This window comes from Shewanella sp. SP2S2-6 (genome assembly GCF_031931965.1).
GTDB classification, from domain to species: Bacteria; Pseudomonadota; Gammaproteobacteria; order Enterobacterales; family Shewanellaceae; genus Shewanella; species Shewanella baltica.
Map to the genome: position 1 here is coordinate 85,662 of NZ_JAUOEQ010000011.1, position 25,447 is coordinate 111,108.

General features: G+C 45.3%; 16 protein-coding genes and 1 pseudogene. 13 read left to right on the plus strand and 4 right to left on the minus strand.

Annotated features, from left to right (window positions below; genetic code table 11):
- The first annotated feature begins 123 nt into the window (after positions 1 to 123).
- From Q4Q57_RS10225 to Q4Q57_RS10235, 3 genes are read left to right on the plus strand one after another with little or no spacing between them, the layout of a single operon-like run.
- Positions 124 to 1,677: a flavocytochrome c gene (locus Q4Q57_RS10225; protein WP_311890755.1), complete on the plus strand. Its 1,554-nt coding sequence runs from the start codon at positions 124 to 126 to the stop codon at positions 1,675 to 1,677.
- A 40-nt stretch (positions 1,678 to 1,717) separates the two neighbouring features.
- Positions 1,718 to 3,355: an aromatic amino acid ammonia-lyase gene (locus Q4Q57_RS10230; RefSeq protein WP_311890756.1), complete on the plus strand. Its 1,638-nt coding sequence runs from the start codon at positions 1,718 to 1,720 to the stop codon at positions 3,353 to 3,355.
- Between the two features lie 42 nt (positions 3,356 to 3,397).
- Positions 3,398 to 3,781 (plus strand): cytochrome c3 family protein, encoded by a 384-nt coding sequence (locus tag Q4Q57_RS10235; RefSeq protein ID WP_226060007.1) that lies wholly within the window; start codon positions 3,398 to 3,400, stop codon positions 3,779 to 3,781.
- Positions 3,782 to 3,995: 214 nt separating this feature from the next.
- Here the strand turns inward: Q4Q57_RS10235 and Q4Q57_RS10240 are convergent, their stop codons facing one another.
- Positions 3,996 to 5,285, minus strand: coding sequence for an alpha/beta fold hydrolase (locus Q4Q57_RS10240; RefSeq protein ID WP_311890757.1), 1,290 nt, complete (start codon positions 5,283 to 5,285; stop codon positions 3,996 to 3,998).
- A 255-nt stretch (positions 5,286 to 5,540) separates the two neighbouring features.
- Between Q4Q57_RS10240 and Q4Q57_RS10245 the strand changes: the two genes are divergently transcribed.
- From Q4Q57_RS10245 to Q4Q57_RS10285, 9 genes are all read left to right on the plus strand, one after another.
- Entirely contained in the window at positions 5,541 to 6,185 is a 645-nt protein-coding gene (locus tag Q4Q57_RS10245) for an MBL fold metallo-hydrolase (protein ID WP_106650925.1), read from the plus strand.
- A gap of 146 nt (positions 6,186 to 6,331) precedes the next feature.
- Positions 6,332 to 8,071: a methyl-accepting chemotaxis protein gene (locus Q4Q57_RS10250; RefSeq protein ID WP_311890758.1), complete on the plus strand. Its 1,740-nt coding sequence runs from the start codon at positions 6,332 to 6,334 to the stop codon at positions 8,069 to 8,071.
- Between the two features lie 384 nt (positions 8,072 to 8,455).
- Positions 8,456 to 9,472: an XdhC family protein gene (locus tag Q4Q57_RS10255; protein WP_259587744.1), complete on the plus strand. Its 1,017-nt coding sequence runs from the start codon at positions 8,456 to 8,458 to the stop codon at positions 9,470 to 9,472.
- Entirely contained in the window at positions 9,472 to 10,224 is a 753-nt protein-coding gene (locus tag Q4Q57_RS10260) for a nucleotidyltransferase family protein (protein WP_311890759.1), read from the plus strand. The genes Q4Q57_RS10255 and Q4Q57_RS10260 overlap by 1 nt, the downstream gene beginning before the upstream one ends.
- 3 nt (positions 10,225 to 10,227) lie before the next feature.
- The gene (locus Q4Q57_RS10265; protein ID WP_311890760.1) at positions 10,228 to 10,746 is read left to right on the plus strand and encodes a 2Fe-2S iron-sulfur cluster-binding protein; all 519 of its coding nucleotides are present in this window, start codon (positions 10,228 to 10,230) and stop codon (positions 10,744 to 10,746) included.
- Position 10,747: 1 nt separating this feature from the next.
- Positions 10,748 to 12,994, plus strand: a complete 2,247-nt coding sequence (locus Q4Q57_RS10270) for a molybdopterin cofactor-binding domain-containing protein (RefSeq protein WP_311890761.1) — start codon at positions 10,748 to 10,750, stop codon at positions 12,992 to 12,994.
- A gap of 211 nt (positions 12,995 to 13,205) precedes the next feature.
- The gene (locus Q4Q57_RS10275; protein ID WP_006085447.1) at positions 13,206 to 13,697 is read left to right on the plus strand and encodes a DUF1097 domain-containing protein; all 492 of its coding nucleotides are present in this window, start codon (positions 13,206 to 13,208) and stop codon (positions 13,695 to 13,697) included.
- Positions 13,698 to 13,801: 104 nt separating this feature from the next.
- Positions 13,802 to 15,256: a methyl-accepting chemotaxis protein gene (locus Q4Q57_RS10280; RefSeq protein WP_006085446.1), complete on the plus strand. Its 1,455-nt coding sequence runs from the start codon at positions 13,802 to 13,804 to the stop codon at positions 15,254 to 15,256.
- A 634-nt stretch (positions 15,257 to 15,890) separates the two neighbouring features.
- Positions 15,891 to 16,487 (plus strand): tyrosine-type recombinase/integrase, encoded by a 597-nt coding sequence (locus Q4Q57_RS10285; RefSeq protein ID WP_006083692.1) that lies wholly within the window; start codon positions 15,891 to 15,893, stop codon positions 16,485 to 16,487.
- A gap of 288 nt (positions 16,488 to 16,775) precedes the next feature.
- Here the strand turns inward: Q4Q57_RS10285 and Q4Q57_RS10290 are convergent, their stop codons facing one another.
- Positions 16,776 to 17,714, minus strand: coding sequence for a diguanylate cyclase domain-containing protein (locus Q4Q57_RS10290; protein ID WP_311890762.1), 939 nt, complete (start codon positions 17,712 to 17,714; stop codon positions 16,776 to 16,778).
- A complete protein-coding gene (locus Q4Q57_RS10295; RefSeq protein ID WP_311890763.1) occupies positions 17,714 to 22,612 on the minus strand; it encodes a PAS domain S-box protein in 4,899 nt (1,632 codons plus the stop codon). Before Q4Q57_RS10295 ends, Q4Q57_RS10290 begins: the two co-directional genes overlap by 1 nt.
- A gap of 111 nt (positions 22,613 to 22,723) precedes the next feature.
- On the opposite strand from Q4Q57_RS10295, the pseudogene Q4Q57_RS10300 reads away from it, so the two are divergent.
- Positions 22,724 to 23,798, plus strand: a pseudogene (locus Q4Q57_RS10300) (IS3 family transposase).
- 203 nt (positions 23,799 to 24,001) lie between these two features.
- Here Q4Q57_RS10300 and Q4Q57_RS10305 read toward each other — a convergent pair.
- Positions 24,002 to 25,441 (minus strand): sigma-54 dependent transcriptional regulator, encoded by a 1,440-nt coding sequence (locus Q4Q57_RS10305; RefSeq protein ID WP_311890764.1) that lies wholly within the window; start codon positions 25,439 to 25,441, stop codon positions 24,002 to 24,004.
- Positions 25,442 to 25,447: the final 6 nt, after the last annotated feature.

Sequence of the window (25,447 nt, forward strand, 5' to 3'; positions counted from 1 at the left end):
TTATATTTCGTGATTCCGTGCCTCCAATCAAAGTTCCCCACTTAATTACCTCTTTTTAGGTGCTTGGCACAGCGAATGCACTTTCATGCTGACAAGTTCCAGTCATCATTGAAGGAAGTTAGCATGAGTAAAACTCAAAATATTGATTCGGGCCGTCGGCAGTTACTAAAAGGTGGAGTTGTTATGGCTGCAGGCTTTGGGGCTGCAATAGCCTTACCTGCAACAGCAAGTTGCGATACTGCTCCTGAAGCATTCGATGAGATAGTTGATGTACTCGTTGTCGGTAGTGGTTTTGCAGGGATCTCTGCGGCACTGCAAGCGAGGGAGGCGGGTGTCAGCGTTATGGTGGTGGACAAGATGCCTGTCTTTGGTGGTAACTCAACTATCAATGGTGGTGCCATGGCTGTGGCGGGGTCTGAGTTGCAAAAACAGGCTGGAATCAAAGACTCTGTCGATGCCATGGTTGCCGATATGTTAGGTGCAGGGCGGGGCATGAACGATGTTGAGATGTTAAAACTTGTTTGTAATGGTACGGCTGAATCCTGTCAGTGGTTGATTGATTATGGGGTTAATTGGAAACCTTTCGTTCAGCATTTTGGTGGCCACTCAGTACAACGAGTCTTGCAAACGGTTGAAAGTTCTGGCGCGGGTATTATCAGACCATTGATTAAAGCTGCAAGAGATAAGGGCGTGGTGATGAGAAATCAGACCAAGCTCGAAGGCTTTGTGAAAGATCTCGATGGTCGTGTGATTGGGGTCGAAGTTCGTGAAGGTTTTTATTTCCCTAATGAGCGAACCGGTAACATACGTCGCATAGGCGCGCGTTGTGGTGTTGTCATGGCAACGGGTGGTTTTGGCCGTGATATTGAATATCGCATGATGCAGTTACCTGAGTTAAATAATGACTTAGATTCAACCAATCATGCAGGCGCAACGTCAGAAGCGCTAAAGCAAATGATGCTCCTGGGCGCGAACCCCATTCATTTAGACCAAATTCAACTCGGCCCATGGGCATCTCCCGATGAAAAGGGCTTTGGTACCGCATCCCAGTTCAACACGATTGCGACCTATCCCCACGGTATTGTGGTGGATGTGCGCACAGGTGAACGTTTCTTCAATGAACTTGCAGATCGTAAAGCTAGAGCTGACGCCATCATGACTCGCCGTGATGAACATGGTCAGCCTGTTTATCCTATTGGTTTCACTAATGCAGAAGGGGCTAGTAAGGCGCAAACCTTAGATTGGGGACTGAAATATAAGGTGATTAGTAAAGCAGAAACCTTAGAGGAACTTGCTGCTATTTATGGAATGCCAGCCAAAGCACTAAAAGCTCAAGTCGCCCGTTGGAACGAAGCGGTAAAAAGTGGTGTAGATAAAGAATTCGCACGTCCTCTGCAAGAAGCCATAGTGCTAGATAAAGGGCCTTGGTATGCCGTTCGCATGTGGCCAAAAGTTCACTATTGCATGGGCGGCGTTAAAGTGAATACCCGATCAGAAGTACTGCATTTAGTCACCAACCAAGCCATTCCAGGGCTGTATGCGGCAGGTGAAGCTACGGGTGGGATCCATGGTGCTAGCCGGTTAGGTGCTTGTGCTGTTGCTGAGGGGGTTGTCACAGGGCGTAACGCAGGCCGAAATTGTGCAGCGGCAAAAGCGATAGTGCTTAAGCAAGCATAATTAGATTTTATTAAAAATAACAATATATTGGAGAATGACAATGAATAAATCTGTTTTGATGGCATCGTTTACTTTGAGCCTACTCTCAGGGAGTGCTTTAGCGATGGATCAAGTCGTCCTTGATGGCAAACATTTAACGCAAGAACAAGCATGGGCAATCGCCGATGGCGCTAAAGTCAAGATTGCATCTCAAGCAAAAACCCAACTCGTTAAAGCTAATAGTTTGTTGATGGAAGCTGCTCGTTTAGGTAAGCCTGTTTATGGTCTTACTGTGGGCGTTGGTTTGAACAAAGACCACAAGTTATTTGATGCCAATGGCAAGCTGAGTGATGCAGTACTAGAGGCATCTCGAAACTTTAACTACAGTACCTTTCGCGCCCATAGTGCAGGAGTCGGTGACGCAGCACCTATCCGTTTAACACGATTAGCCTTAGCGGTGCGCTTAAATACTATGCTCGCAGGGCAAACTGGGGTTCAACCTCTTGTTGCTGAACTTTATGAGGCTTATCTCAATAAGGGATTAACGCCTGTCATTCCAGTAAATGGCACTGTAGGTGAAGCGGATATTTTGCTCTCATCCCATGTCGGGTTGGCTATGGTTGGTGAGTGGGAAGTATTCTATAAGGGACAACGTGTTAGCAGTAAGGATGCTATGGCGGATGCCGGAATTACACCACTTGTGCCTATGGGTAAAGATGCGCTATCTATTCTGTCTAACAACGCTTTTGCCGTAGCTTATGCAATGCAAGGGCAGCAAGCGGCAAAACAGCTATTATCCGTGTCCCCGACACTGTTTGGATTAAGCCTTGAAGGATTAAACGGTAACGTTGCTCCATTTTTACCACAAACCAATGATATTCGTCCTTTCCCTTATATTAAAGCCAGCACAAGTGACATTCTAAAACAGTTAGATGGTAGCTATTTATGGCAGCTTAATGATGAACGTCCGCTGCAGGATCCTCTAAGTTATAGAACGACAGCATATACTTTAGCGAGCGCTGAGCATGCTTTGGCTGAGCTGAATGATGTGGTCAATATTCAAATAAATCATTCGGATGATAACCCCGCCGTTATTGTTGGTGCATCCAATGAGTATACGAAATTTCCACAGGTTGCTAAGTACATGGTCGAAGGTCAAGGTGGCGTGTTCCCAACCACTAACTTTGAACCTCTACCTGTCGCACTAGCAGTACAAAATTTGAGTGTGGCACTAACACATGTATCCCATAACAGTGTCATGCGCACTGTCCATTTATCCGATGATCACTTTACTAAACTGCCACGCTTTTTAAGTGCTCCAGGAAATAATGGGCATGCTTTTGGCGCGATTCAAAAAGCATTTGTAGATATGCAGGTTCGTAATAAACAGTTGGCGACCCCAGTGTCATTTGATGGGATCTCAATTGCGGGGGGTATTGAAGATACTTTCACTAACCTTAAGTTTGCCGCTGACAATTTGATCCAGATTGTCGATAACACCCGTGTGATTTACGGTTTAGAGCTGCTGCATTCAAGTCAAGCGATTGATCTACGCAAGTTGTCCAATCCAGATCTTCATTTAGGTAAAGCTACCGAAGCCATGTACAAGGCATATCGTGAAAAAGTGCCATTTGTAGTAAAAGATCGCCCTTTCACGCCTGATATCCAAGCCTCAACTGAATTTATCGCTAATTATTAATATGTTATGCGGGGCAGTTTGCCCTGCCATAGGAAGAGTATGATGTTAAAACCCTTATATACACTTTTACTTGGCTGCATGCTCATACTGCCAATAACAGCTAATTCTATGAATATTAAGGATTATCATAAGGAAGTGATGACAGGCTCGAATGGTAAGGTTGACTGTACAGCCTGCCATGGTGATACCAAGCGTAAGACAATACCCGATGCAACTGTGTGTAGTCGTTGTCATGGCTCACCCGAAGAGCTAGCTAAGCTGACTAAGCGACCTGAAGGCGCAGGACATTCTGTCGAGCCTAATCCTCACGATAGTTTACATTATGGTACTGATTTACCTTGTACTTACTGTCATCAGGAGCATAAAGAAAGTAAAGTTTATTGTAATCAATGCCACGAATTTACTTACCCTAAGATGAAGCGATAGTTCTAAGACTGTTACACGTTACTTCCCTGTCTATTTGACTATTTTGGTCAATGCACTCGCCTAAGGTGAGTGCATTTTTTTGCAAAAAAAAAGAGTAAACCAAAACGGTTTACTCATACGGAAATAGGTCGTTGAAACTTGCCAAAATCACTCAATAGATGAGGAGCAGGTTTATAATGTCAGCGTTAACTTAATTAGCCCTTAAAATTAACCTTTATCTTAAGGTGTCGCCTCGGTTTAAGCTGATGAGCTTATCCAGTATGTGCTCACCATCCATGCGAATGCCGTTGTGTTCATATTCTGATGTTAGCCAATATTTTAGCCTGCCGACCTGTTGCGCGGTTTCAAGGCTGTATTGCATCTCGACAAACATATCTTCACTGTAAATGGCCGCGGCAACGGGGACGCGGTTTTGCGCCAGTTGTTCAAGATTATACAGTGCAGGCCAATTTGATTTATGGGCAAGGATTTCAGCTGCGGCTTTAAGCGGTACTAAGTGACTGAATTGGTCAAACGTCCAAGGGTAAATCATCTCGCCGGTGAATAAAAACGGCTTACCTTGCTGATAGTTAAAGGCGGGGAATTGTTGTCTTACCCTGTGTGCCGCCCATTGTGAAGCTGAGTGCTGGCAGTAAATGGCCTCATGCAGCAGGGCAAAAATCGGGTTAGTGTTGTAATCGAGCATTTGACCGAAATGATTTAAAAATAACGGGTTCACGACTGTCCCTGAAGCCGTGTTGATTAAGGCTTGCTCAAGTAAATAGTAAACCGATTCAGGACCTTGCTCCATTCCGATATTAATACCCAGCAGCTGCAACATTTCAACAGTGAGGCGTTCTCCCGTGGCTAAATACACTTCGTTTTCAAGCAAGTGTTTTGCTAAGCGAGTGACTAAATGTTGGGCATCGTGGAAGCGTTGGAAAAATTGTTTATTCTTCGCCAGTACGCGTTGATAAGTCGCAAGATAGACATCATCGGCGCTGCGGGTTAATGACGGTATGCCACCTGTAATATAGGCTTCGCTGACACCTTGAGGGGCGACGCTTAAATAATGTAATACGCAAAATCCGCCGAAACTTTGGCCAAGAATCGCCCATTTATCGGCGGGGCAAAGCTGGGCACGAATCGTCTCGGCATCTCGAATAATAGTGTCAGCCCTGAAATGGCTCAGATACTCAGCTTGAGCTGCGGGCTCTAAGTGTTGCAGGCTTTGGTAATTAATCGGTGTTGATAAGCCTGTGCCGCGTTGATCGAGTAATAACACCCGATATTCTTTTAATGCGCGGCGGATCCAGCCGCTGTTGCTGGCGGGGCGCATGGCCGCAAATCCCGGGCCGCCTTGGAAAAACACGATATAAGGTAGCTTTTTATCTTTGTTTTCTGGGCTACAGAGTTCTCTGGCAAACACTTGGATTTGCTCTGCAATCGGATTTTGATAGTTGAGGGGCAAGGTAAAAGTATGTTTCTTCGCCAGCACTCCGGCGAGAATAATATCGGGTTTCATCAAACAACCTTAATGGCAGAGGATCATGTTATTGTGATTGGCAGATTGTATACCCAAATAACCTGAAGATGCAGCAACCTAGGCTAGTTGAAACACGTATCTTCAACTACCTTGGGTATAGACCAAATAGTTTATGCAGCAGGCTAGGATTATTTGATTAGCTTTTGGTGAAGATCAATTTTTCCATTTTAAATTTGAGCCATGATGAGTTTCTTAGCGTAATCTATCGCTTATGGATAACACGAGATTGAAGCTATGAAGTATCAGATTATTCCAGTGACACCTTTTCAGCAAAATTGCAGCCTGATCTGGTGTGAGAAAACCAAGCGAGCTGCGGTCGTGGATCCTGGTGGCAATATTGACAGGATCCAAAACGAAGTAACAAAACTTGGACTCGTTCTCGACAAAATTATCCTTACCCATGGGCATATCGATCATGTAGGTGGGGCAAAAGCTTTGGCACAAGCGGCCAATGTGCCGATTATCGGTCCACATATCGCCGATAAATTTTGGATTGACAACTTACCTAAGCAAAGCCAAAACTTCGGTTTTCCCCATTGCGATGCCTTTGAACCGGATCAATACCTGCAGGACGGCGATAACGTGCAAGTGGGTGAACAAAGTTTGTCTGTGTTGCATTGCCCTGGGCATACGCCGGGACACATTGCCCTTTTCTCTGCCCAATCTAAGTTGGCGTGGGTGGGGGATATTTTGTTTAGAAGCTCAATTGGGCGCACTGATTTTCCTCAATCAAATCATCAGGATTTAATTCACTCGATCACCGAAAAACTGTGGCCTTTAGGCACAGAAGTCGAATTTATCCCTGGACATGGCCCTATGTCGACCTTTGGTGAAGAGCGCGAACATAATCCTTTTGTCGCGGACCAACTTTTACTTTAAGTGTCATGCTATTAATCTTTGCGTGATTTGTGAGCGATAATCACTCGCAAATCAAACGATTATTTCCGTTGATTGTTCCACTTTTACCCATGTTTTCTGGTTTTCCTTCTAGACTTAAAGCAGTTCTTCTGTCTATTGGGGTAAGTATGAAAACAAAAACCATGATGAGTGTGGTATTTTCGACCATAGTCGCGAGTGCCGTGATTTCTGCGGCACTGAGCTTCAATGTTAAGTCTAAAATCGATCTCTTTAATGATGCGGCCAGCATCCGATATCAGTCCTATCAAGTCGCCGATGAGTTAAGGCAAAGTTCCGATGACTTAACGCGTCTCGCTCGCACCTACGCTGTCACAGGCGATGAAAAATACGAAAAAATGTATATGGATATTTTAGCTATCCGTAATGGTGAGAAATCCAGACCCGAAAAGTACCATCAGATTTATTGGGATTTAGTGCTGAGTTATGGCGATAAACCCAAGCCAGACGGTGCGAGAATTGCAATTAAAGCACAAATGCAGTCCCTCGGTTTTTCTGATGAAGAATTCCGTTACCTTGAACAAGCCCAACAAAACTCAGATGCGTTAGTTGCCCTCGAAGTGAAAGCCATGAATGCCGTCAAAGGTATCTTTATGGACCCCAACACCCAAACTTACACGATCAAAGGCGAGCCTAACTTAGCCATGGCGCGGGAGTTATTGCATAGCGACCAATACCATAGAGAAAAAGCTAAAATCATGCAGCCGATCGATGAGTTTTTTACTGCGTTGGATAAACGTACCGATGCTGAGGTGAATAACCGACTCGAGTCATTGCATGCAGCATTAAACTGGTCACAGTTCGTGTTATTCATCGTGATTTTAGCGGCCGTTGGTGGATTCATTATCGTTAAGAGTCGGATTGTAACGCCCTTAGTGCAGACCTGTCGTGAGCTGCTTGATATCCAGCGTACTAAAAATCTTGCGCGGCGGATTTCTGTTACGACTCAGGGAGAGATTGGCGAAATCGTTAATCAAATCAACTTGTTTATCTCTTCCCTTGCCAGTTCCTTATCGACAACGGATGGCATTGCTAAAGAGGTGGCTGATTTAGCGAAGCAAACTAAAGCATCCATTCAAGTTTCGCGTGAAAGTTCCAATCGAGTGGCCAGAGAACTGGATGCCAGTGCCAGTGCGATGGAAGAAATGACCACGACGTTGGTGCATGTAAGTGAGAGTACGTCAAACGCTGAAAGCCGCGCCGCCGAAAATGAAACGCATGTCACTGTGGGTAAACAGACGGTATCGGAAGCGTTGAAAGCTATGTCGGTTTTAGAAACTGAGTTTACCAACACTCAAGATTCTATGTCGCATCTAGTGAACGAAAGCACCCAAGTCAGCAATGTGTTAAGTGTGATTAAGGCGATTGCAGAGCAGACGAATTTGCTGGCACTGAACGCCGCGATTGAAGCCGCACGGGCCGGTGAGCAAGGACGAGGCTTCGCTGTGGTGGCTGATGAGGTTCGATCGCTAGCTCAGCGCACCCAAGATTCCACCAAGGAAATCGATGATATTGTCGCAAGCCTTCAAAATCGTACGAATCAAGTGGGTACATCAGTGACTCAAGCCGCGACGCTAATGCAAAAGGCAGGGGTTGAACTGCAGCGTATCGTGGCAGTATTTGAGGATATTCGTCACAGTACGGAAGCGATTCATGGGATCAATACTCAGGTTGCCGCTTCCACCGAAGAACAGTCCTTGGTTTCTAAAGAAATCGCTTCGAGCATGATGGTGATCCGCGATAATTCCCGTGAAGTATCACAGATTATCGAACAGATAGAATCGACCTCTATTAGCCTAGACAATCAATCCCAAATTCTGCGCACTAAGGCGGGGGAATATCAGTTTTAGATGCAGTGTGGTTGATTTTTAAGCAAGCACGACGCAAGACACGGATGTCAATCCTTCCGCCTCGAACCGCCCCTGAACATATTTTCTGCTTCGACACTTTTTGAAATCTATTACTCCTTTCAATACGCACACGCCTTTGCTAACTTGGTTGTCCTGTGTTTAATGCCGAATGTGTTCCAAAGCTGTTTTATCTATCGATGCAACTTGCGTCAAATCTTGATAAAAAATTGATATCGATAGTTGCGATGTTCATAAGGCATCTTAACCAGCGATGTTTTAGTTTTGAGCGTTTTTAGTTTCGACGGTTATTTGTTTCGATAGTGTCGACAGTAAAAAGTGCATTAAGTCTTTTCAAATATCCCTAACCCAATGGAGTCCTTGCGGATGGATCACCAAATCGAAGATTTACTAGAGCATTGGTTACCGCTGGCGGATGACGCTTGGGTGCTTGCGGTGATCACCCAAATTCAAGGCTCGGCCTATCGCAAACCCGGCGCCATGATGTTGTTCCATGAGTTCGGTCAAGGCGTGGGTATGTTAAGTGGCGGCTGTTTAGAAGCCGATCTCCGCCGTCATGCCCAAAAGGCCATGCAGACAAAGCAAGTCACGTGCGTGACCTATGACGCGAGCGATGAGTCTGATGCCAGCTATCGACTCGGCTGTGGCGGCATAGTGGATATCATGTTGATCCCACTCTTAAAAGAGAATCATGATCTTGGTTTGGTTGAGCTAGTGCAGGCATTTCGCCACGGTCGGTCGGGTTTTTATCAATTGCCATTAGTCAAAGCGGGGACGGATGCGCGCCAATATCAGGCCGCTTTCTACCCAGAAGCGTTGACACCGTTCCCCGCCAGCGATTTTGTCCGCACAGGCGTCTTCACCCAAGAGGCGGGAGAATCGCTGATTATTCCGCTGAGACCCAGATTCCACCTTGGGATTTTTGGCGGAGGCATCGACGCTAAGCCTATTGCCGCCATGGCCGATACCTTAGGCTGGCAAGTGACGGTCTTTGATGGTCGTACCGCCTATGCCAGAGCGGCGGATTTTCCCCATGCCCATATAGTGAAACTTACCGCGGGGGAATTAACCGCGAATCATATCGCTCAATTGGATTGTGCTGTGGTGATGAATCATAACTTGGGCTTAGATGCTGCGGCATTGAAGGTCATTCAAGCCCACCCACTCGCCTATGTCGCCTTGCTTGGCCCTGCCCATCGACGGGATAAAGTGCTGGGGATGGCAGGGCTGAGTACTGAATCATTTTCTGGGGTGTTTTCTGCCCCCGCAGGGCTTGCCCTTGGCGGCGAGTTACCGAGCGCAGTGGCGTTAAGTATTTTGGCCCAATGCCACGGCGTACTCCATGGTGCGACCTTAAAACATCTCGATGAGATAATGCGTTGATGACATTGCCGCCAGTGCCAAAGTCTGCTGCGCTAATGTCTACAGCGCTAGCGTTGGCAGAGCAAACGCCACGTTCATCCAAGCGGCTGTTGAGCGTGGTACTTGCGGCGGGTGAAAGTAAGCGCTTTGAGGGGGCTAAGTTAGCGCAGCTTATACCATCACTTAGCGCTGCAGAAACTCGCGAACAAGCCATCATTTGCACCCATGTTGAGCTTTTACAACAGCTTCATTGCCAAGATTTAGATTTGGAGCGCCAAGACACACATTCGCCCCAGCATATGCCTTTGTTAGTCATACTCGGTGCTCACCAGCACGTATTGCAACCGTTATTGGCTGAACTTAACTCCCGCCACCCCTTTGATATTTTGATTAATCCGCATTGGCATACGGGTTTGGCCTCCTCTGTGAGTTTGGCGGCAAGTTATGCCAAGGAGCAAGGCTTTGATGCCATGCTGCTAACGCTCGCTGACCAAGTGGCTCTGAGCGCCGATGATTATCGCCAACTGATTTTGACATGGCATGAAACGGGTAAAGACGTTGCCGCCCATTATTTGGATGATTTAGGTGTACCTGCTATTTTTAATGCCTCTACATTGCCTTTGTTCACTCATTTGAGTGGTGATCGCGGGGCGAAATCTATTTTAAAACAACAAGCACAGCAGGGAGCGTTAGTCGCTATAACACTACCCCGCGCCGCAATTGATATTGATACCCAAGCCGATCTTGCGTCGTGGTTGGCACTTAAGGAGTGAGTTATGGCAGAAGTTTTATCAACCAAAGCAGTCGTCAAGGAAGCGAATACCGCCGCTTCCACCCAGACACTTTCCGCTCAGACACTGACCATCAACGGTAAATCATTTACCTTAGATGCCGATCCTAAAATGCCAATCCTGTGGGCACTACGGGATATTCTAGGGCTCACGGGCACTAAATATGGTTGCGGTGCAGGGCTATGCGGTGCTTGCACAGTGCATTTAGACGGCCAACCCGTACGCGCCTGCTTAACCAGTTTGGGGCAGGCACAGGGAAAACGACTGACAACAATTGAAGGGCTGGATAATCAAAAGCTTAAAAATGTTTGGGCCGAACATAACGTGCCCCAATGCGGCTATTGTCAGGCGGGACAACTGATGTCGGCTGCGGCGTTAGTGGCGCAGCATCCGAAACCTTCTGAAGAACAAATCAACTCGGCTATGTCGGGCAATATCTGCCGCTGCGGCACCTACCCGCGGATTAAAGCGGCATTGCAACACTATGCCAAACAGGAGGGCTAATATGAGTACTTTTACTGCCGTAGAAAATATCAGCCGCCGCGATGTGTTAAAACTGTTTGGCGCAGTGGGTGGTGGATTAGCATTAGGGGCGAGTGGATTAACTTGGAGCCCCATGGCGCTGGCGCAGGATAAAGAAGCGCGGCTGAATCTGTTTATTGCCATTGGTGAAGACGATAAAGTGTACCTCACTTGCCATCGCTCCGAGATGGGACAGGGGATCAGAACCGGCATTCTGCAAGTCTTAGCCGAAGAGTTAGAAGCGAATTGGGATAAAATCGTCCCCATTCAAGGCTTAGCCGATAAACGTTATGCCAGCCAAAACACTGACGGTAGCCGCAGTATTCGCGAAAATTACGACCGTATGCGTCAGATGGGGGCGATGGCAAGAACCATGCTAGAGCAAGCCGCCGCCGCGCGCTGGAAAGTCCCCGTGAGCGAGGTGCATACCGCCGACCATAAAGTCTTGCATGCTAAATCGGGCCGCTCTGCCAAGTTCGGCGAGTTAGCGTTAGCCGCATCAAAGCAGCCAGTCCCCGCCGTTGAGTCGTTAACCTTTAAAGAGGTTAAAGATTTCAAGCAGATTGGCGCATCACGCCAAATCGTTGATATGGATGCCATGTTAAGCGGCAGCGCGATTTATGGTTACGATATCAAACTCGACGGTATGCTCTACGCCAGCATCATGCGCCCGCCCGTGCTTGGGAGCGATGTGGCAAGCTTGGACGATACTGCGGCGCGCAAGGTGGCCGGTGTATTAGATGTGTATCGTTTGCCCGCCGCTAAGGGCGCACCCGCGTTTCAGGCTTTGGGCGGCGTTGCTGTTATCGCCACAAACACTTGGAGTGCCCTCGAAGGCCGCAAAGCCTTAAAAGCCACTTGGACTCAGGCCGACAACAGTCAGCATGATTCAAGTCTTTATTTGAAGTCACTGGTCGAGCGGGTACAGCAAAGCGGTAACGTTGTGCGCCAAGCTGGTGATGAAATCAAAAACTGGCCCGAGGCGAATACGTTAAAGGCGGTTTATACTGTGCCTTATTTAATTCATTCTTCTATCGAGCCGCCCGTTGCCACCGCCCATGTCACTGAAAAGGGCTGTGAAATCTGGGCATCGACCCAAACGCCGCAAAGTACCCAGCAAAATGTGGCCGCTGCGCTGGGTATGGAAGAAGATGCGATTAAAGTGAATGTCACCCTATTGGGTGGTGGTTTTGGGCGTAAATCTAAACCTGATTTTAGCGTTGAAGCCGCGCTGTTATCGAAGCAATTCAAGCGTCCAATTAAAGTGAGTTGGAGCCGCGAGGATGAGATCCAAAACGGTTACTACCATGCTATCAGCGCCCAGTCCTATCAGGCGCTGTTCGATGCCAATAACAAACCGACCGCGCTTTTAGCCCGTACGGGATTCCCATCTATTAGCTCAACCTTTGCTGAAGGGGTGGAATATCCCTCTGGCGGTGAGTTGGATTTAGGCTTTGTGGATGTGCCCTTTGCTTTGCCGAATTTAAGATACGAAGCGGTAAAAGCGCAGGCGCATAGCCGTATTGGTTGGATGCGCTCTGTGTGTAACATTCAGCACGGTTTTAGTGTCGGCAGTTTTGTCGATGAAATGGCTCATAGGTCCCAGGTTTCTTGCCCAGCAATGTGGCGCAGCCTGTTAGGTGAAGCAAGGCGTGAGACCTTTACCGACCAACAGTTTAAATACGGCAACTATGGTGAAGATCTTGATCGTCATCCCGTGGACGTGAGCCGTTATTTTGGGGTAATCGACGCGGTCGAAAAAGCCCAAGCTAAGGCGCCCAAGGCGGGTAAAAATCAGGGCTGGGGGTTTGCCGTACACCGCAGTTTTGTCAGTTATGTCGCCGTGGCCATGCTGGTGGAAGTGAGTGAGGATAAACAGCTTAAAGTGCTGAATGCCATCGCTGCTATCGATGCGGGCACGATAGTCAATCCAGATAGGGTAAAAGCCCAGACTGAAGGCGCGATTGTATTTGGCCTGAGTTTAGCCTTGATGGGGGAAATCACTTACAAAGAGGGCAAAGTGCAGCAATCGAATTTCCACGATTATCCTTTGCTGCGGATCCCCCAAACACCCGCTATTGAGATCATCATCATTGAGTCCGATGCTGCGCCTGCAGGCGTAGGTGAGCCTGGTGTACCGCCCGTGGCGCCGAGTTTAACCAATGCGATTTTTGCGGCGACGGGGCAGAGGATCCGCGACCTTCCCGTGAGTAAACTATTGCGAGTGTAAGTGACGGCAAGAGAGTTAACTGAACGCCGTTTGAACAAAAAAGCGCCTAATAAGCGCTTTTTTCGTTTTTTTACCACAAAAAATTTGCTTGTTAGCGATTTTACGGGCATTAATGCCGAAAATTAGCAATAGATCAGGTTTTTGTTACCAGAATAGAGGTAATTTAACTAACAGATAAACTTCCGTGAATAGAATTATAAAGGGGTCATCCATGGAAAATCGTTGGCAAGTCGCTATTTCTGCCGGCCTATTGGCGGCTATTTGGTGTGGCGTCGCAGATGCCTTTCATCTGGTCACTTGGATTGGCTTTTTAGGTTGCAGCACTTTTTTTGCTCAACCCAAGGCTGGTTTTCAAGGCGTGATGATGGCGTGGTGCACGAATCTGTCCGGTGTGTTTTGGGCTTGGCTCATTATCTCGGGTAGCAGCTTTTTTATTTCGCCCGTATTTGGGTATATTTTTACCGGCATAGCCACTTCGGCCATGTGTTTACAGGCTAGTTATCAAAAGCTTAGCTTTATTCCCGGCGCATTTATTGGCTGTTGCACTACCTTTGCCATGGCGGGTGATGTGGCCAATGTCGTGCCGTCGTTGATCATTGGTGGCTTATTAGGTTTTAGTATGAGCCTGTTAACGGGGCAGTTGGTTAGCTTGACACAAAAGTGGTCTGCCGCCACGCGTAGTCAAGTGGCTAGTGCGGATTAGCATAATACCTGCTCAGATCTTATTACTGACATAGCTGTCGAAGCGATCTGGGCTATAATGCTGATTTAGTGCCAAATAGCATTTTGTTCTTAGGAATTATCAAGATGAAACAAATCCAGTTTCGCACCATTGATGCCATATTGATCAAGTTCAGTCTCAACGGAAAGTTTTGGGTAGTGTGCTCTATGGTGGCGTTGATCACGGCCGCCGTGGCGCTCGTCAACTATCAACACGCGCACCGAAACGTCGAGCAAGCTTCTATTGCCCGCGTTCAAGCAAGCGTCGATACCTTAGCGCAAGTTGCCACGGCGCAAAAGCTAGAGGCTGATGCTCTGTCACAATTTGCCAGTCAATACGGTTTAACTGTGACTTCAAGGCAAAGTGAAGCGCAGCGTCAAGGGGATAAAGTGACGGCCAGCGCCAGCGTGTCAGGCATGCAAGCCTTACAACTGACGCAGAATGTTCATGAGTGGGAAGCTGATGCGCGCAGCGATGCTAACTTTATGTTCTGGTTAGCATTAGTGGGCTTGTTGCCCTTATTCCAACTGAGCTACTGGATTTCAACCTCACTCGGCGGTGGCTTGTGGGACATGTACTTAGCCATCAAACGCTTAGCTGATGGTGATTTGAGCTTTAGATTAAACTTCTTTGGCACTGACGATTTCAGTTTGATTGCCCGCGAAATTGACCGCTGCGCCGATAACATGAGTGAAATGGTGTCAGCCATTGGTAAAAATGCACAAACCTTGTCGTTAGCATCCGATGAATTTAATCAACAGGCGGCCACCAGTGATGAGCTGATTGGTTTCCAACATCAATTCCTCGATTCCGTTGCCGTGGCGATGGCGCAAATGACTTCAGCGATAGAAGAAGTTTCTATCAACGCGAGCAACACTTCGCTGCAGACTAAAGAAAACTCAACCCAAATGTCGGCCAGTCGTGGGCGCATTAGCCACACAGTGGACAGTATAGGCTTACTTTCGACTAAGATTGGCGCAGCGTTTTCATCGGTGGAACAATTGTCTAAGGATGCGGCGAGTATCGATGCCGTGGTTACGACGATTAACAGTATTTCGCAGCAAACCAACTTGTTAGCCCTAAATGCGGCCATTGAAGCGGCGCGTGCCGGTGAGCAGGGGCGTGGTTTTGCCGTTGTCGCCGATGAAGTTCGCACCTTAGCGGGTCGAACTCAACAGGCCACGGTAGAAATTCAGTCTATGATTGAAGGCTTACAGTCTGGCACGAGTCGTTTATCTAGCATTACCATGGAGATAGTCGATCAGGCCGATGAAGGCCGCAGCGCGATTATCGCCGTCGGTGACGATGTTCAAGGTATGGCGCAATCGGTGAATGCGGTATTTGATATGAGCAGCCAAATTGCCGCCTCAGCGGAAGAGCAGAGTGTCGCCGCGCGGGACATTGCCGGACAATTGAATGAAATCCGCCATCAGTCGGAAACCATCAAACAAACGGCCCAGCGCAGTGTGACCTTAGCCAACGATCTGCACCATGCCTCGGTCGAGTTAGATGGTATTTTAAAGCAGTATCGCACTAGCTAGTTTCACCTTTAATATGAGTCGTCGGCATTGCCAGTTTTCAGCGTGGGTAGTTGAGCAATAACGCCCGATACTGAGTCTCATGTTAAGTAGTAACGTATCATCCGACAATGGCGGAAATCGTAGATTTCCGCCATTTCATTCTCGAAATACCTCAAAGCAGATAACTGAGTTGCTTAGCATTAATTGTCACCATTTCCCCAATATCACGACCTCCTTTTATTACTAAAAGGTCCCTATTTTAGAGGGGCACTGGTGCATCAATGCCAATTTTAACTAATCCTATCGCTGTTCGTTTAGCTAAAAAGATATTGCCCCAAAGCAAGATAATTGTATCGTCAGTTGTGTAGCATTCATTGTCATTGTTTCCCCTGTGACTCGCCATAAACTCGTCCCTGAGGGCTCAACTAAAACATCCTGTTTTAGAAGGTCACAGGTGCAACAATGCCAATCCTCCCCAACCCTCTAGCAGTTCGTTCTGCTAAAAAGCTATTGCCCCAAAGCAATTCAGCGCTTCATTTTTAGACTCCGCTTTAATTTTATTTATGCATGAGATTTTATAATCCATATTTGTTCAGTTAAGAGCGCTATTTCCTATATTTCAAGTGTCTATTCATTACAACCTGAGGAGGTTTGTATGGACGCTTGGAATAAAGGTCATCCAATGGGACAAAAACGACCTTTTAAATTGGAAGAGATTTGGCGCATTCGTACTCGTTTGGAGTTAGAACATAATATTGCTGAGTTAGCGTTACTTAATCTGGCGATTGATTCAAAATTGCGAGCCTGTGACTTATTACACTTGAAGGTCCAAGACATTACCTCATCTGGCATAATCAATCCGCGAGTGCGATTAACACAGCGTAAAACCCATCGTGACGTTCAGTTTGAAATTACTCCAAAAACTCAGCACAGCCTGACATCTTGGTTGCTCGAAAAGGGATTAACCGCTGAGGATTATCTATTTCCTAGCCCAAGGTGTATTCATCAGCCGATGAGTTATAGCTATTACCGCTCGAGGGTAAAAAACTGGGCGAGTCAATTAGGGCAGAATAGTGAATTGTATGGCACGCACTCGTTGCGTAGAACCAAGGTGACATTGATTTATCGTCGAACCAAGGATATTCGGGCGATTCAAATCTTGCTTGGACATGTCAAGTTAGATAACACCGTACGCTATTTAGGTGTCGAGATTGAAGATGCACTGCGGATTTCAGAAGCTATTGAAGTATAAATTTATCAAGTGTGATTATGATTAAACCATCATAGCTGCACTGTTTTGAAAGGAAAATGAAATTAAACAAAGTGCTTTCACTTTGTTGCTAAGGTGTGTTTATTTTTATCCAGAAATGAGTTAGTGAAACAGACTTACCTCGTCTGATTCACACGCTAACATCTTTAATGTTATGTATTTTTGGGTTTATAAAGCCGTAGCCGAATTCAGTCGAACACTATGAATGTTAAATTTCAGTTTTTATAATTTCAAAAATCAAAATTTACAATTTGTACTCAATAATGCTGTTTACCGTAACAGGCTAACCCCGCTGACTTGATTACGGCCATGTTCTTTCGCAAGGTACAATTGCTTATCTGCTGATTCAATAAGTGTTTGCCATTTTAGATGCCGATGGGGCTGCATGCTCGCAACGCCAGCACTAATCGTGACCTCTTGGAAACTGGAGCCTAAATGCTCGATGTGCAAGGCTTGCACTGCGTTAACGATGAGTTGTGCGATGTGCATCGCGCCTAAATGCTGAGTGTCTGGTAATAGGCAAATAAACTCCTCACCACTATAGCGCGCCACTAAATCGTTCGGGCGGTGTATCGCTGTGCGTAGTGCTTTTGCAACGAGACGTAGACATTGATCTCCTTCCTGATGACCATAGCGATCATTGAAAAGTTTAAATGAATCGACATCTAACATCACCACTGACAATGGTGCACTATTTCTGCAGCAGTACTTCCATATTTCGGGAAGTCGTTGCTCAAACAGGTGCCGATTTGCAACCCCTGTTAGCCCGTCCAGTAAAGCAATCGATTGGAGTAAATCGGCTTGTTGTTTGAGGATAAACTGATTATTCACCCTCGCGTTCGTGATAATCGGATTGATGGGTTTATGAATAAAATCGGCGGCACCAAGCTGAAAACCTTGAACCTCTTCTTGTTCATTAAAATGCGCGGTAACAAAGATAATGGAGATATTGGCTGTTGCGGGATCGGCTTTGAGCCGTTGACACACTTCATAGCCCGTCATACCGGGCATTTCTATATCCAAAAGAACTAAATCAGGCAGTTCATTCTGACAGACGTTGATGGCTTGCTCTCCGTTTGTGGCCATAAACATTTCATAATTTTCATGAAAAAGCTGATGTAATATTTTTATATTGAGGGGTTGGTCATCAACGATAAGAATTTTTCCCTTCATTCGATTGGCTTGCGGGATGATTTCCGTAGGATGCATTATTTATTCTCCAACATGATGATGCGTAAAGTGTCTGATGCCTTATCGAATTCGAGTGCTTGTACTTGTCCCTGTAGTGTTATCCACTGTGGATGGTGTGGTAATTTTTTGATTAATCGGTCAACGAAAGTCATGGCTTCTAAATTGTTCGCTTTTAAGAGGAGCATTAGGGCGTTAAGTTCAGTCCAAGCACTTGGCATCGATTCTTGAGAATCGATGGTATGTGCTATTTTATCTTGAGCTAATGCAGTCGATTCAGGCTCGGGAATGTAGGTAGAAAGTTGCTGAGTACTTTCATTGATTAATAATTCTAATTGTTCGGTCCATGCTTTTATCTCAATAAACTCAAAGTCTTTTTGTTTGAGCTGTTTTTCTAAAAATGCGGCATAAGCGGCTAAACGCAGTGCACCAAAATTACTGGCAAGACCTTTGATACCATGTCCCACGGCCGCCGCAGTGGGATACTCGAACAGCTTAGTAGACTGCTTGAATATATTTAGTTGTTTCAACATTTCAGGTGCAAAACCTTTCGCCATTTTCTGGAAAAATGCCTGATTATTGCCAAAACGGCGCAGTATCAGCTTGATGTCATCCAGTAATGGCATATCGTCCATATCGTCAACTGGGACTGGTAACTCCGCTGGTTGATGCTGTTGCGCTAATGAGTGGACTTCTTCCTGTCCCACTAAACGCAAAATGCTGGGGAGTAATATCAGCATATCGATTGGCTTACCCACGTGGTCATTCATACCCGCATCGAAGCAATCCTGTTTATCGCTTTGGGATGCATTGGCAGTCATCGCTAAAATGGGCAGCTCCGCAAATCGGCTATCAGCGCGGATAAGCCGTGTTGCTGCTAGGCCGTCCATATCGGGCATTTGTATGTCCATGATCACGATATCGAATACATTTCCACTTTCTAAAACTTGAAACACCCCTTCAACGCCGCCGTTGGCAAGTTGCACGTTTGCCCCTTCATAACTCAGTAGCTCATCAATCACTTGTCGGTTGAGTTGATTATCTTCAACCACTAAAATGGCGAGTGTAGATAACCGTTGTTGCGAGTGCGGCATAGGATTCACTGTCATCGTTTTGCCTTCGATAGCATTGATTATCGCCTCGGCTAAAATCTGTGATGTTACTGGTTTAGTTAAAAAATTCACGAAGGGGACATTTTTAATATGCTGACTTTCGCTAATCACCTCATGACCATAGGCGGTGAGCATAACGATGAGCGGAATAGGGCTATCTGAGTGAGAGTTACATATCAAATCAGCCGTTTGTAGCCCATCAAGATCTGGCATACGCCAATCCATTAGCACGACATCGAATGGTCTTGCGTTTATATTGGCTTGTTTTACTTTTTCAAGCGCTTGATATCCCCCCGAGGCGGTTTCTGCACTGCAGCCAAAGTCAGTCAAAATCTTATGCAAAATTTCGACAGTAAGTTCGTTATCATCGACAATTAAAATATGATACCCACTGAGGTCAATGGCCTGAGTGGCTTCAACTTCCATGACGTAGAACGTCACATCAAACCAGAAACAGCTACCCACACCCACACGGCTGGTGACGTTTAATTGGCCTCCCATGAGTTCGACTAACTTTTTGCTTATCGCTAATCCTAGCCCTGTACCGCCAAATCGCCTTGATGTTGACGATTCGGCTTGTTCAAAGCCCGTAAAAATACGATCTATTTGCTCTTCGCTAATGCCAATACCAGTATCTGAAATTGAAATTTGCACCGTAACGGTATTGGCCTCATGACGTACGCATTCCATGGCGACGGTGACTTGACCGTGGCGTGTAAATTTAAGGGCATTACCCGCTAAATTAACCAAAATCTGTTGTAGCCTCAGTTGGTCGGCTAAGAGCCAGGCGGGTAAAGCCGGATCAAGGTCAAACATGACCTCGACATTTTTGTTGCCATGGTTGCCCGACAGCACTATTGCAAGATCTCGCATAAGCAGTTCGATTGAACAAGGGTGTAGGTCGAGTGTTAATTTACCTGCATCGATTTTTGAAAAATCGAGAATATCATTCAGTAATCCTAGCAATGACTTCGCCGCGGTTTGGGTTTTGGTCACATAATCCTGTTGTTGCACAGACATTGAGGTATGTTGCATTAATTGCAGCATCCCTAAGACAGCATTCATTGGGGTGCGGATTTCATGGCTCATATTGGCTAAAAATGCAGACTTTGCCGCATTAGCTGCATCAGCCTCATGTTTAGCCTCTCTCAAGGTTTCTTCCAATTGCCGCTGTTCGGTAATATCTAAATTGATACCGATGACTTTTGTAACCTGACCCGTGACATCGCGTTCGATTTGGGCGCCAGCTTGCACATAACGAATGGTGCCATCGGTTCTGACGACTCTAAAAATGGGGTCATATTGGTCTTTTTCTTCTACTGCCGCTTTTAGCTTCGCCTCGGCGAAGTCAATATCATCTGAATGGATCCGCATACGCCAATGTTCATAGGTTAATCCGATATCCTGTAAACTTAGGGGTTGATCGTAAATAGCAAACATCCGCTCATTCCATTCGAGGGAGTTATCGCGTAAATCCCAGCTCCAAATCCCAAGCTTGGCGACTTCCGCAGCCTTACTTAAGTGATTACTCGCAGTGATAAGTGCTTTTTGTTGTTGTAGTACTTGGGAAATATCAATCGCAATGCCTAAATAACCAATAATCTCGCCGACATTATCCAGCATGGCCGTGACAGAGAGAGAGACTTGGCATTGACTAGTATCTTTGCGCACATAGGTCCAAGTGCGCGTTTCAGAACCGAGGGTTCTCGCTTTATAGACGAAGACATCGAAGCCTTGAATATCTTCACCGTACTCACTGGACAATTCAGCCGATCTTGTCGCGACTTCCTCGGGCAAATGTAGCGGTGCCGGTGTTGATAGCCCGATCATATCCACGGCGGCGTAACCGAGTAATTGCTCAGCCCCACGATTGAAAATCGTGATCACTCCCTTTTTGTCCGTTGCAATAATGGACATCTCGGAGGCGGCATCGAGTACGTTCGTTAATAACGAACCCAACTTATTTTTCTCAATTTGCGCCAATTTGCGCTCTGTGATGTCGGTTCTTAATGCGACAAAACGTTCTATATCGCCGTTTTCATTAAAGACAGGGCCAATCACAGTATCAAACCATTTCAGCATTTGGTGTCGGTCACGATTACAAATCTCACCATGCCAAGATAGGCCCGATTTTATTTGGGTCCACATGGTGCGCCAGAATGCGGCATCATGCTCACCAGAGTTCAAAATGGCATGGGTTTTACCTAACAATTGTTTGCGTGAATAGCCACTTACGTGGCAAAAATTATCATTCACTTCTAAGATGACGCCATTAGGGTCGGTGACAGAGTAGAGCAGCTGTTGATTGATGGTGTCGAGCAACGTCTGGTTTTCGAGTAATGCTTGCTGGAGCGCATTGGTACGCTTGGTGACTTCTTGTTCTAAACGCGCATTCAAGCTTAATATATATCGTTCTGCTTCTTGCTGCGCCGTAATATCGCGGATCGTTTGGCTAAGTCCCACAATGGCACTATCCTCATCATATATAGGCAGCGACGTTGTTGACGTCGATACATGGCTGCCATTCTGTCGTTGATGGGTTGATATTTGATTTAATACCGTTTTTCCTGAAAACACTTCAGCAAACAACACCTGCTCTTCTAAAACAATGCTTGGTGGGATAATCAAATCGCAACTTGAATGACCAATAACGTCTGTCTGTGTATAGCCAAATATCTCCTCAGCACCTTGGTTCCAACTAGTAATATTGCCCGTTAAGTCATAGCTGATAATGGCATCGAGGGAGTGCTCCAGCATGCTAGTGCGCCTTGCCTGTTCAAGTAGCACTTGCTGCTTACGCTGTAGACTGATTGACCATATCGCAATAAAGGCAGCAAGCAATAAGCTTAACAAACTGCCACTGAGTAGTACTAAGCTTGGTTGATTAAGGTGTAATGACTGAATAAAGTCGGGGTAGGCAATGACTTCGACCTGCCATTTGCGGCCAAAAATTTCTTTCGTCAGTGTGTGGCTATATGCCGATAATGGAGACGCATCATCAGGGTGTGTTTCAAAAAAACTGATGGGACGGTCAGCTTGAGTGATATCACTAAGCAGCAGCTTCGTCATCTTTTGATTTAATGCTAACCCTGTGAGCACTTCATTTGTCACTAATGGCGCATAACTCCAACCATACCCTGCTGAAAGTCGTTCCTGTTGTGTTTTAGGCACAGAACCTGTTCGATAAATAGGTTGTAGTATCAAGAATGATTGTAGGGGTTTACCCGTAGCCTGCACTAAAGTAATTGGCGCAGACAAACGTACTTCACCGGATAACATAGCTGCATCTGCCGCGGCTTTACGATGTGCCTCTGACGCAATATCTAACCCAATGGCAGCACGGTTTCTGTCTATCGGCTCAATGTATTCAATCACATACTTTTCACCGCTGTGTGGGGTCAATTGCTGAATATTGAAGTCCGGCCAATCGTCATTTTTGGCTCTTGTTAAAAATGCCGCTTCATCGGCATTGGGCACTCGGCGAATAAAGCCAAATCCACGGGCTCCGGGGAACTCTTGATCCACATCCCTCGATAAACTATAGCGATGGAAGCTAGCACGACTAATACCATACTCGCCTGCGGTTAGAATCGAACCTCGGGCACCGCGTAAACCATATTGATATAAGGTTATACGATTAAGCACGTTCTCACTGATTTGCTCCGTGTTTTCGCGCAATGCTTGGCCAATCGTTTGGACGTTCATGCGTCCTGTCAACCATGTGAATAGTGCGCTTAGCAGCAATCCAATCAACAGGACTAATAAGCTCCATTTCGAAGCATTTTTATAATTCATAGAAAGGAGCATAAATGCCTAATAATTTATAATCAGAGAGTTATGATTTTGGACTAAGAAGATTTTTTTTTCCACTTGTAGTAACACACTAATTTGGGGCACCTAAATAGAGGTGATATTTAGATGACTTTAGATGAACAGATGAGATCGACAACCCCAAAAACATTTAGTGCTGAATTTAAACTTAAAGCAGCCTAATTAGTCTCGATAAAACCATACTACCGGCGCCGCGAAGGCGATAAACGTGGGTAAATCAACTATGGATAAATGGGTTAGGTAATTAAAACTAAAGCATCAAGGTAGCCCTCTAAAAGCCTCGCCCATTATCCCTGAATAAATTGAAATTCGTGAGATGACGAAGCAAATTACCCGTCTAGAGGAACATAATCTCATCTTAAAAAAGGCTACACCTCTTGATGTCAGACTCTATGAACAATTTACGCTAATCATCTAACTCAAGCTGAGCCATTTTATTTCCGCTATTTGTTATGCATTCAATATACATAGAAGTGGCTATAAATATTGCCTAAACAGAAAAGGTTATATTGATGCTTATTTTACTATTTTATGCTGTGAAGGCTGCAAATGGTATTAGTCATCGCTCTGATAGCTCAATTAGTAACGAATAAAGGGATTAATCAGTTGCCAGCAGCCAAAACAGGATTATATGAAAGTAACACAAGAGCATTTAGCGATCCCCAACACGGTCAACCGAGAGTTTGCTGTTCATAGCCCGGACAATCGTGATGTGGCGATGTGACGTATACTGGGGGGAATCGTTGGGAATATCTAACCGTTGTTCTGGACTTATTTCCCCGTAAACCTATTAGTTGGGTGTTGTCATTATCGCCTGATAGCTAATTGACATGTAAAGCATTGAATAAGGCGTTTGAGTTAAGAGGGGAACCAGAAAATGTGATGTTTCACAGCGACTAAGGCTTGAATTACACAAACGTAAATTTCAGACAAATTATTATGGCGTCTTCTGATTAAGCAAAGTATTAGTCGTCGCAGGAATCGTTGGGATAATTCACCCATGGAGCATTTCTTTAAAAGTTTGAAATCTGAGTGGGTACCTGTAAAGGGTTGTTGGAATTTTACAGAAGCAGATTAAGCGACAACAAACTACATAACAGAATATTACAGTGAATCAAAGCCCCATAAAAATAATGGAGGGTTAACGCCAAATGAGTCATAACGATTATATTGGGATTACTCAATTTTACTTTACAACTACAATGGTAAATATAAAAATTCTACACTACTAAATTTCATCTAGAATTACCTAAAAAAACTTACAACTCAATGTAATGCTCTGCCACTAATTGTAAAACATATAATAGTATAGAACATAAAATCATGTCTAATTGCTACCAGAAAGACAGCCTATATACTACTTATTTATTGTTGAGTCTCTAGCTCCTCCCAACTCATTCGTTTCCTGTAAATTGTTGATGGGCTAATATCCAATAATGCGGCAGCTTTGGGAATGTTTCCATCACACATAGCAATTGCACCTTCAATAGTTTGTTTTTCAACTAGCCATAGAGGTTTAATGGAATGACTGCTGGATTCATTTAGTAATAAAGTTGATTCACGTCGAGTTTCATTCTGTTCATATATCAAACTATCATTGTCGCATTTATATTGTTTTTCTGCTGAACTAGATTGAATCTGTATCAATGGATGAGGAAACATTAAATGCTCTACTGTAGTCCCTTCGTTGAGTACGACAATTTGACGAATGACATTTTGCAGTTGGCGCACATTACCTGGCCAAGTATAGGCAAAAAGTGTATTCGTGGCAGCAGGACTAAATTCAGTAAAATTTTTACCTTCTTCCTTACTGTAGGTTTTTAATATTTTTTTAGCCAGCAGTAAAACATCATTTCCCCTTGCTCGTAATGGTGGCAATTCTATTGGAATCACATGTAAACGATAGAATAAATCTTCACGAAAATGCCCAAGTTTTACCTCCTCCCACGGCTTGCGGTTAGTCGCACTAATCAAGCGAATATCCACATGCTCCTCCTTAGTGCCGCCTACTCGTTGGAAGGTACCCGTTTGAATAAAACGTAATAGTTTGCTTTGTAAGTCTAAATCCATTTCACAAATTTCATCGAGGAATAAAGTACCGTTATCGGCCCTTGTTGCAGCGCCATCACGGTTACTATGTGCCCCCGTAAATGCACCTTTACAATGACCAAAGATCTCACTTTCAATTAATTCCTTGGGAATAGAAGCACAATTAAGAGCGATAAACGGCTTATCTGCACGATTTCCCGTTTGATGTATTGCTTGCGCACAAACTTCTTTACCTGTACCACTTTCGCCCGTAATAAATACAGAAGCTTTACTGTTTGCGACACAATCTATTGTTTTATAAACACTTTGCATTACTAATGAATCACCAATAAAACCTTGATAGCGTCCTTTAGGTAGACTCTTTTCGTATTGTGTTACGAGCTCAAGCAGATGTTTCTGCTTGAGCGCATTTCGCACTGTAATTGACAAACGCTTGCTATCAAAAGGTTTGACCAGAAAATCAAATGCACCTGATCGCATAGCATCAATGGCAATATCAATGCTGCCATGAGCGGTGATCATGATAGTGCTAATATTTGGATATTTCCCGTACACTTGTTTTAAAATATCAAGTCCTGATATATCAGGCAGTTTAATATCAAGGATCAGTAGATCTGGTTGCCACTTTACCAACTCTCGTAAGGCATCTTCACCGTAATGCACATGAGTCACATTGATACCTTCAGCGCGTAAATACTCAGTGTATAAAGCCCCTAATGACATGCTGTCTTCAACTAATAGCGCTGAATATTCCATATATAT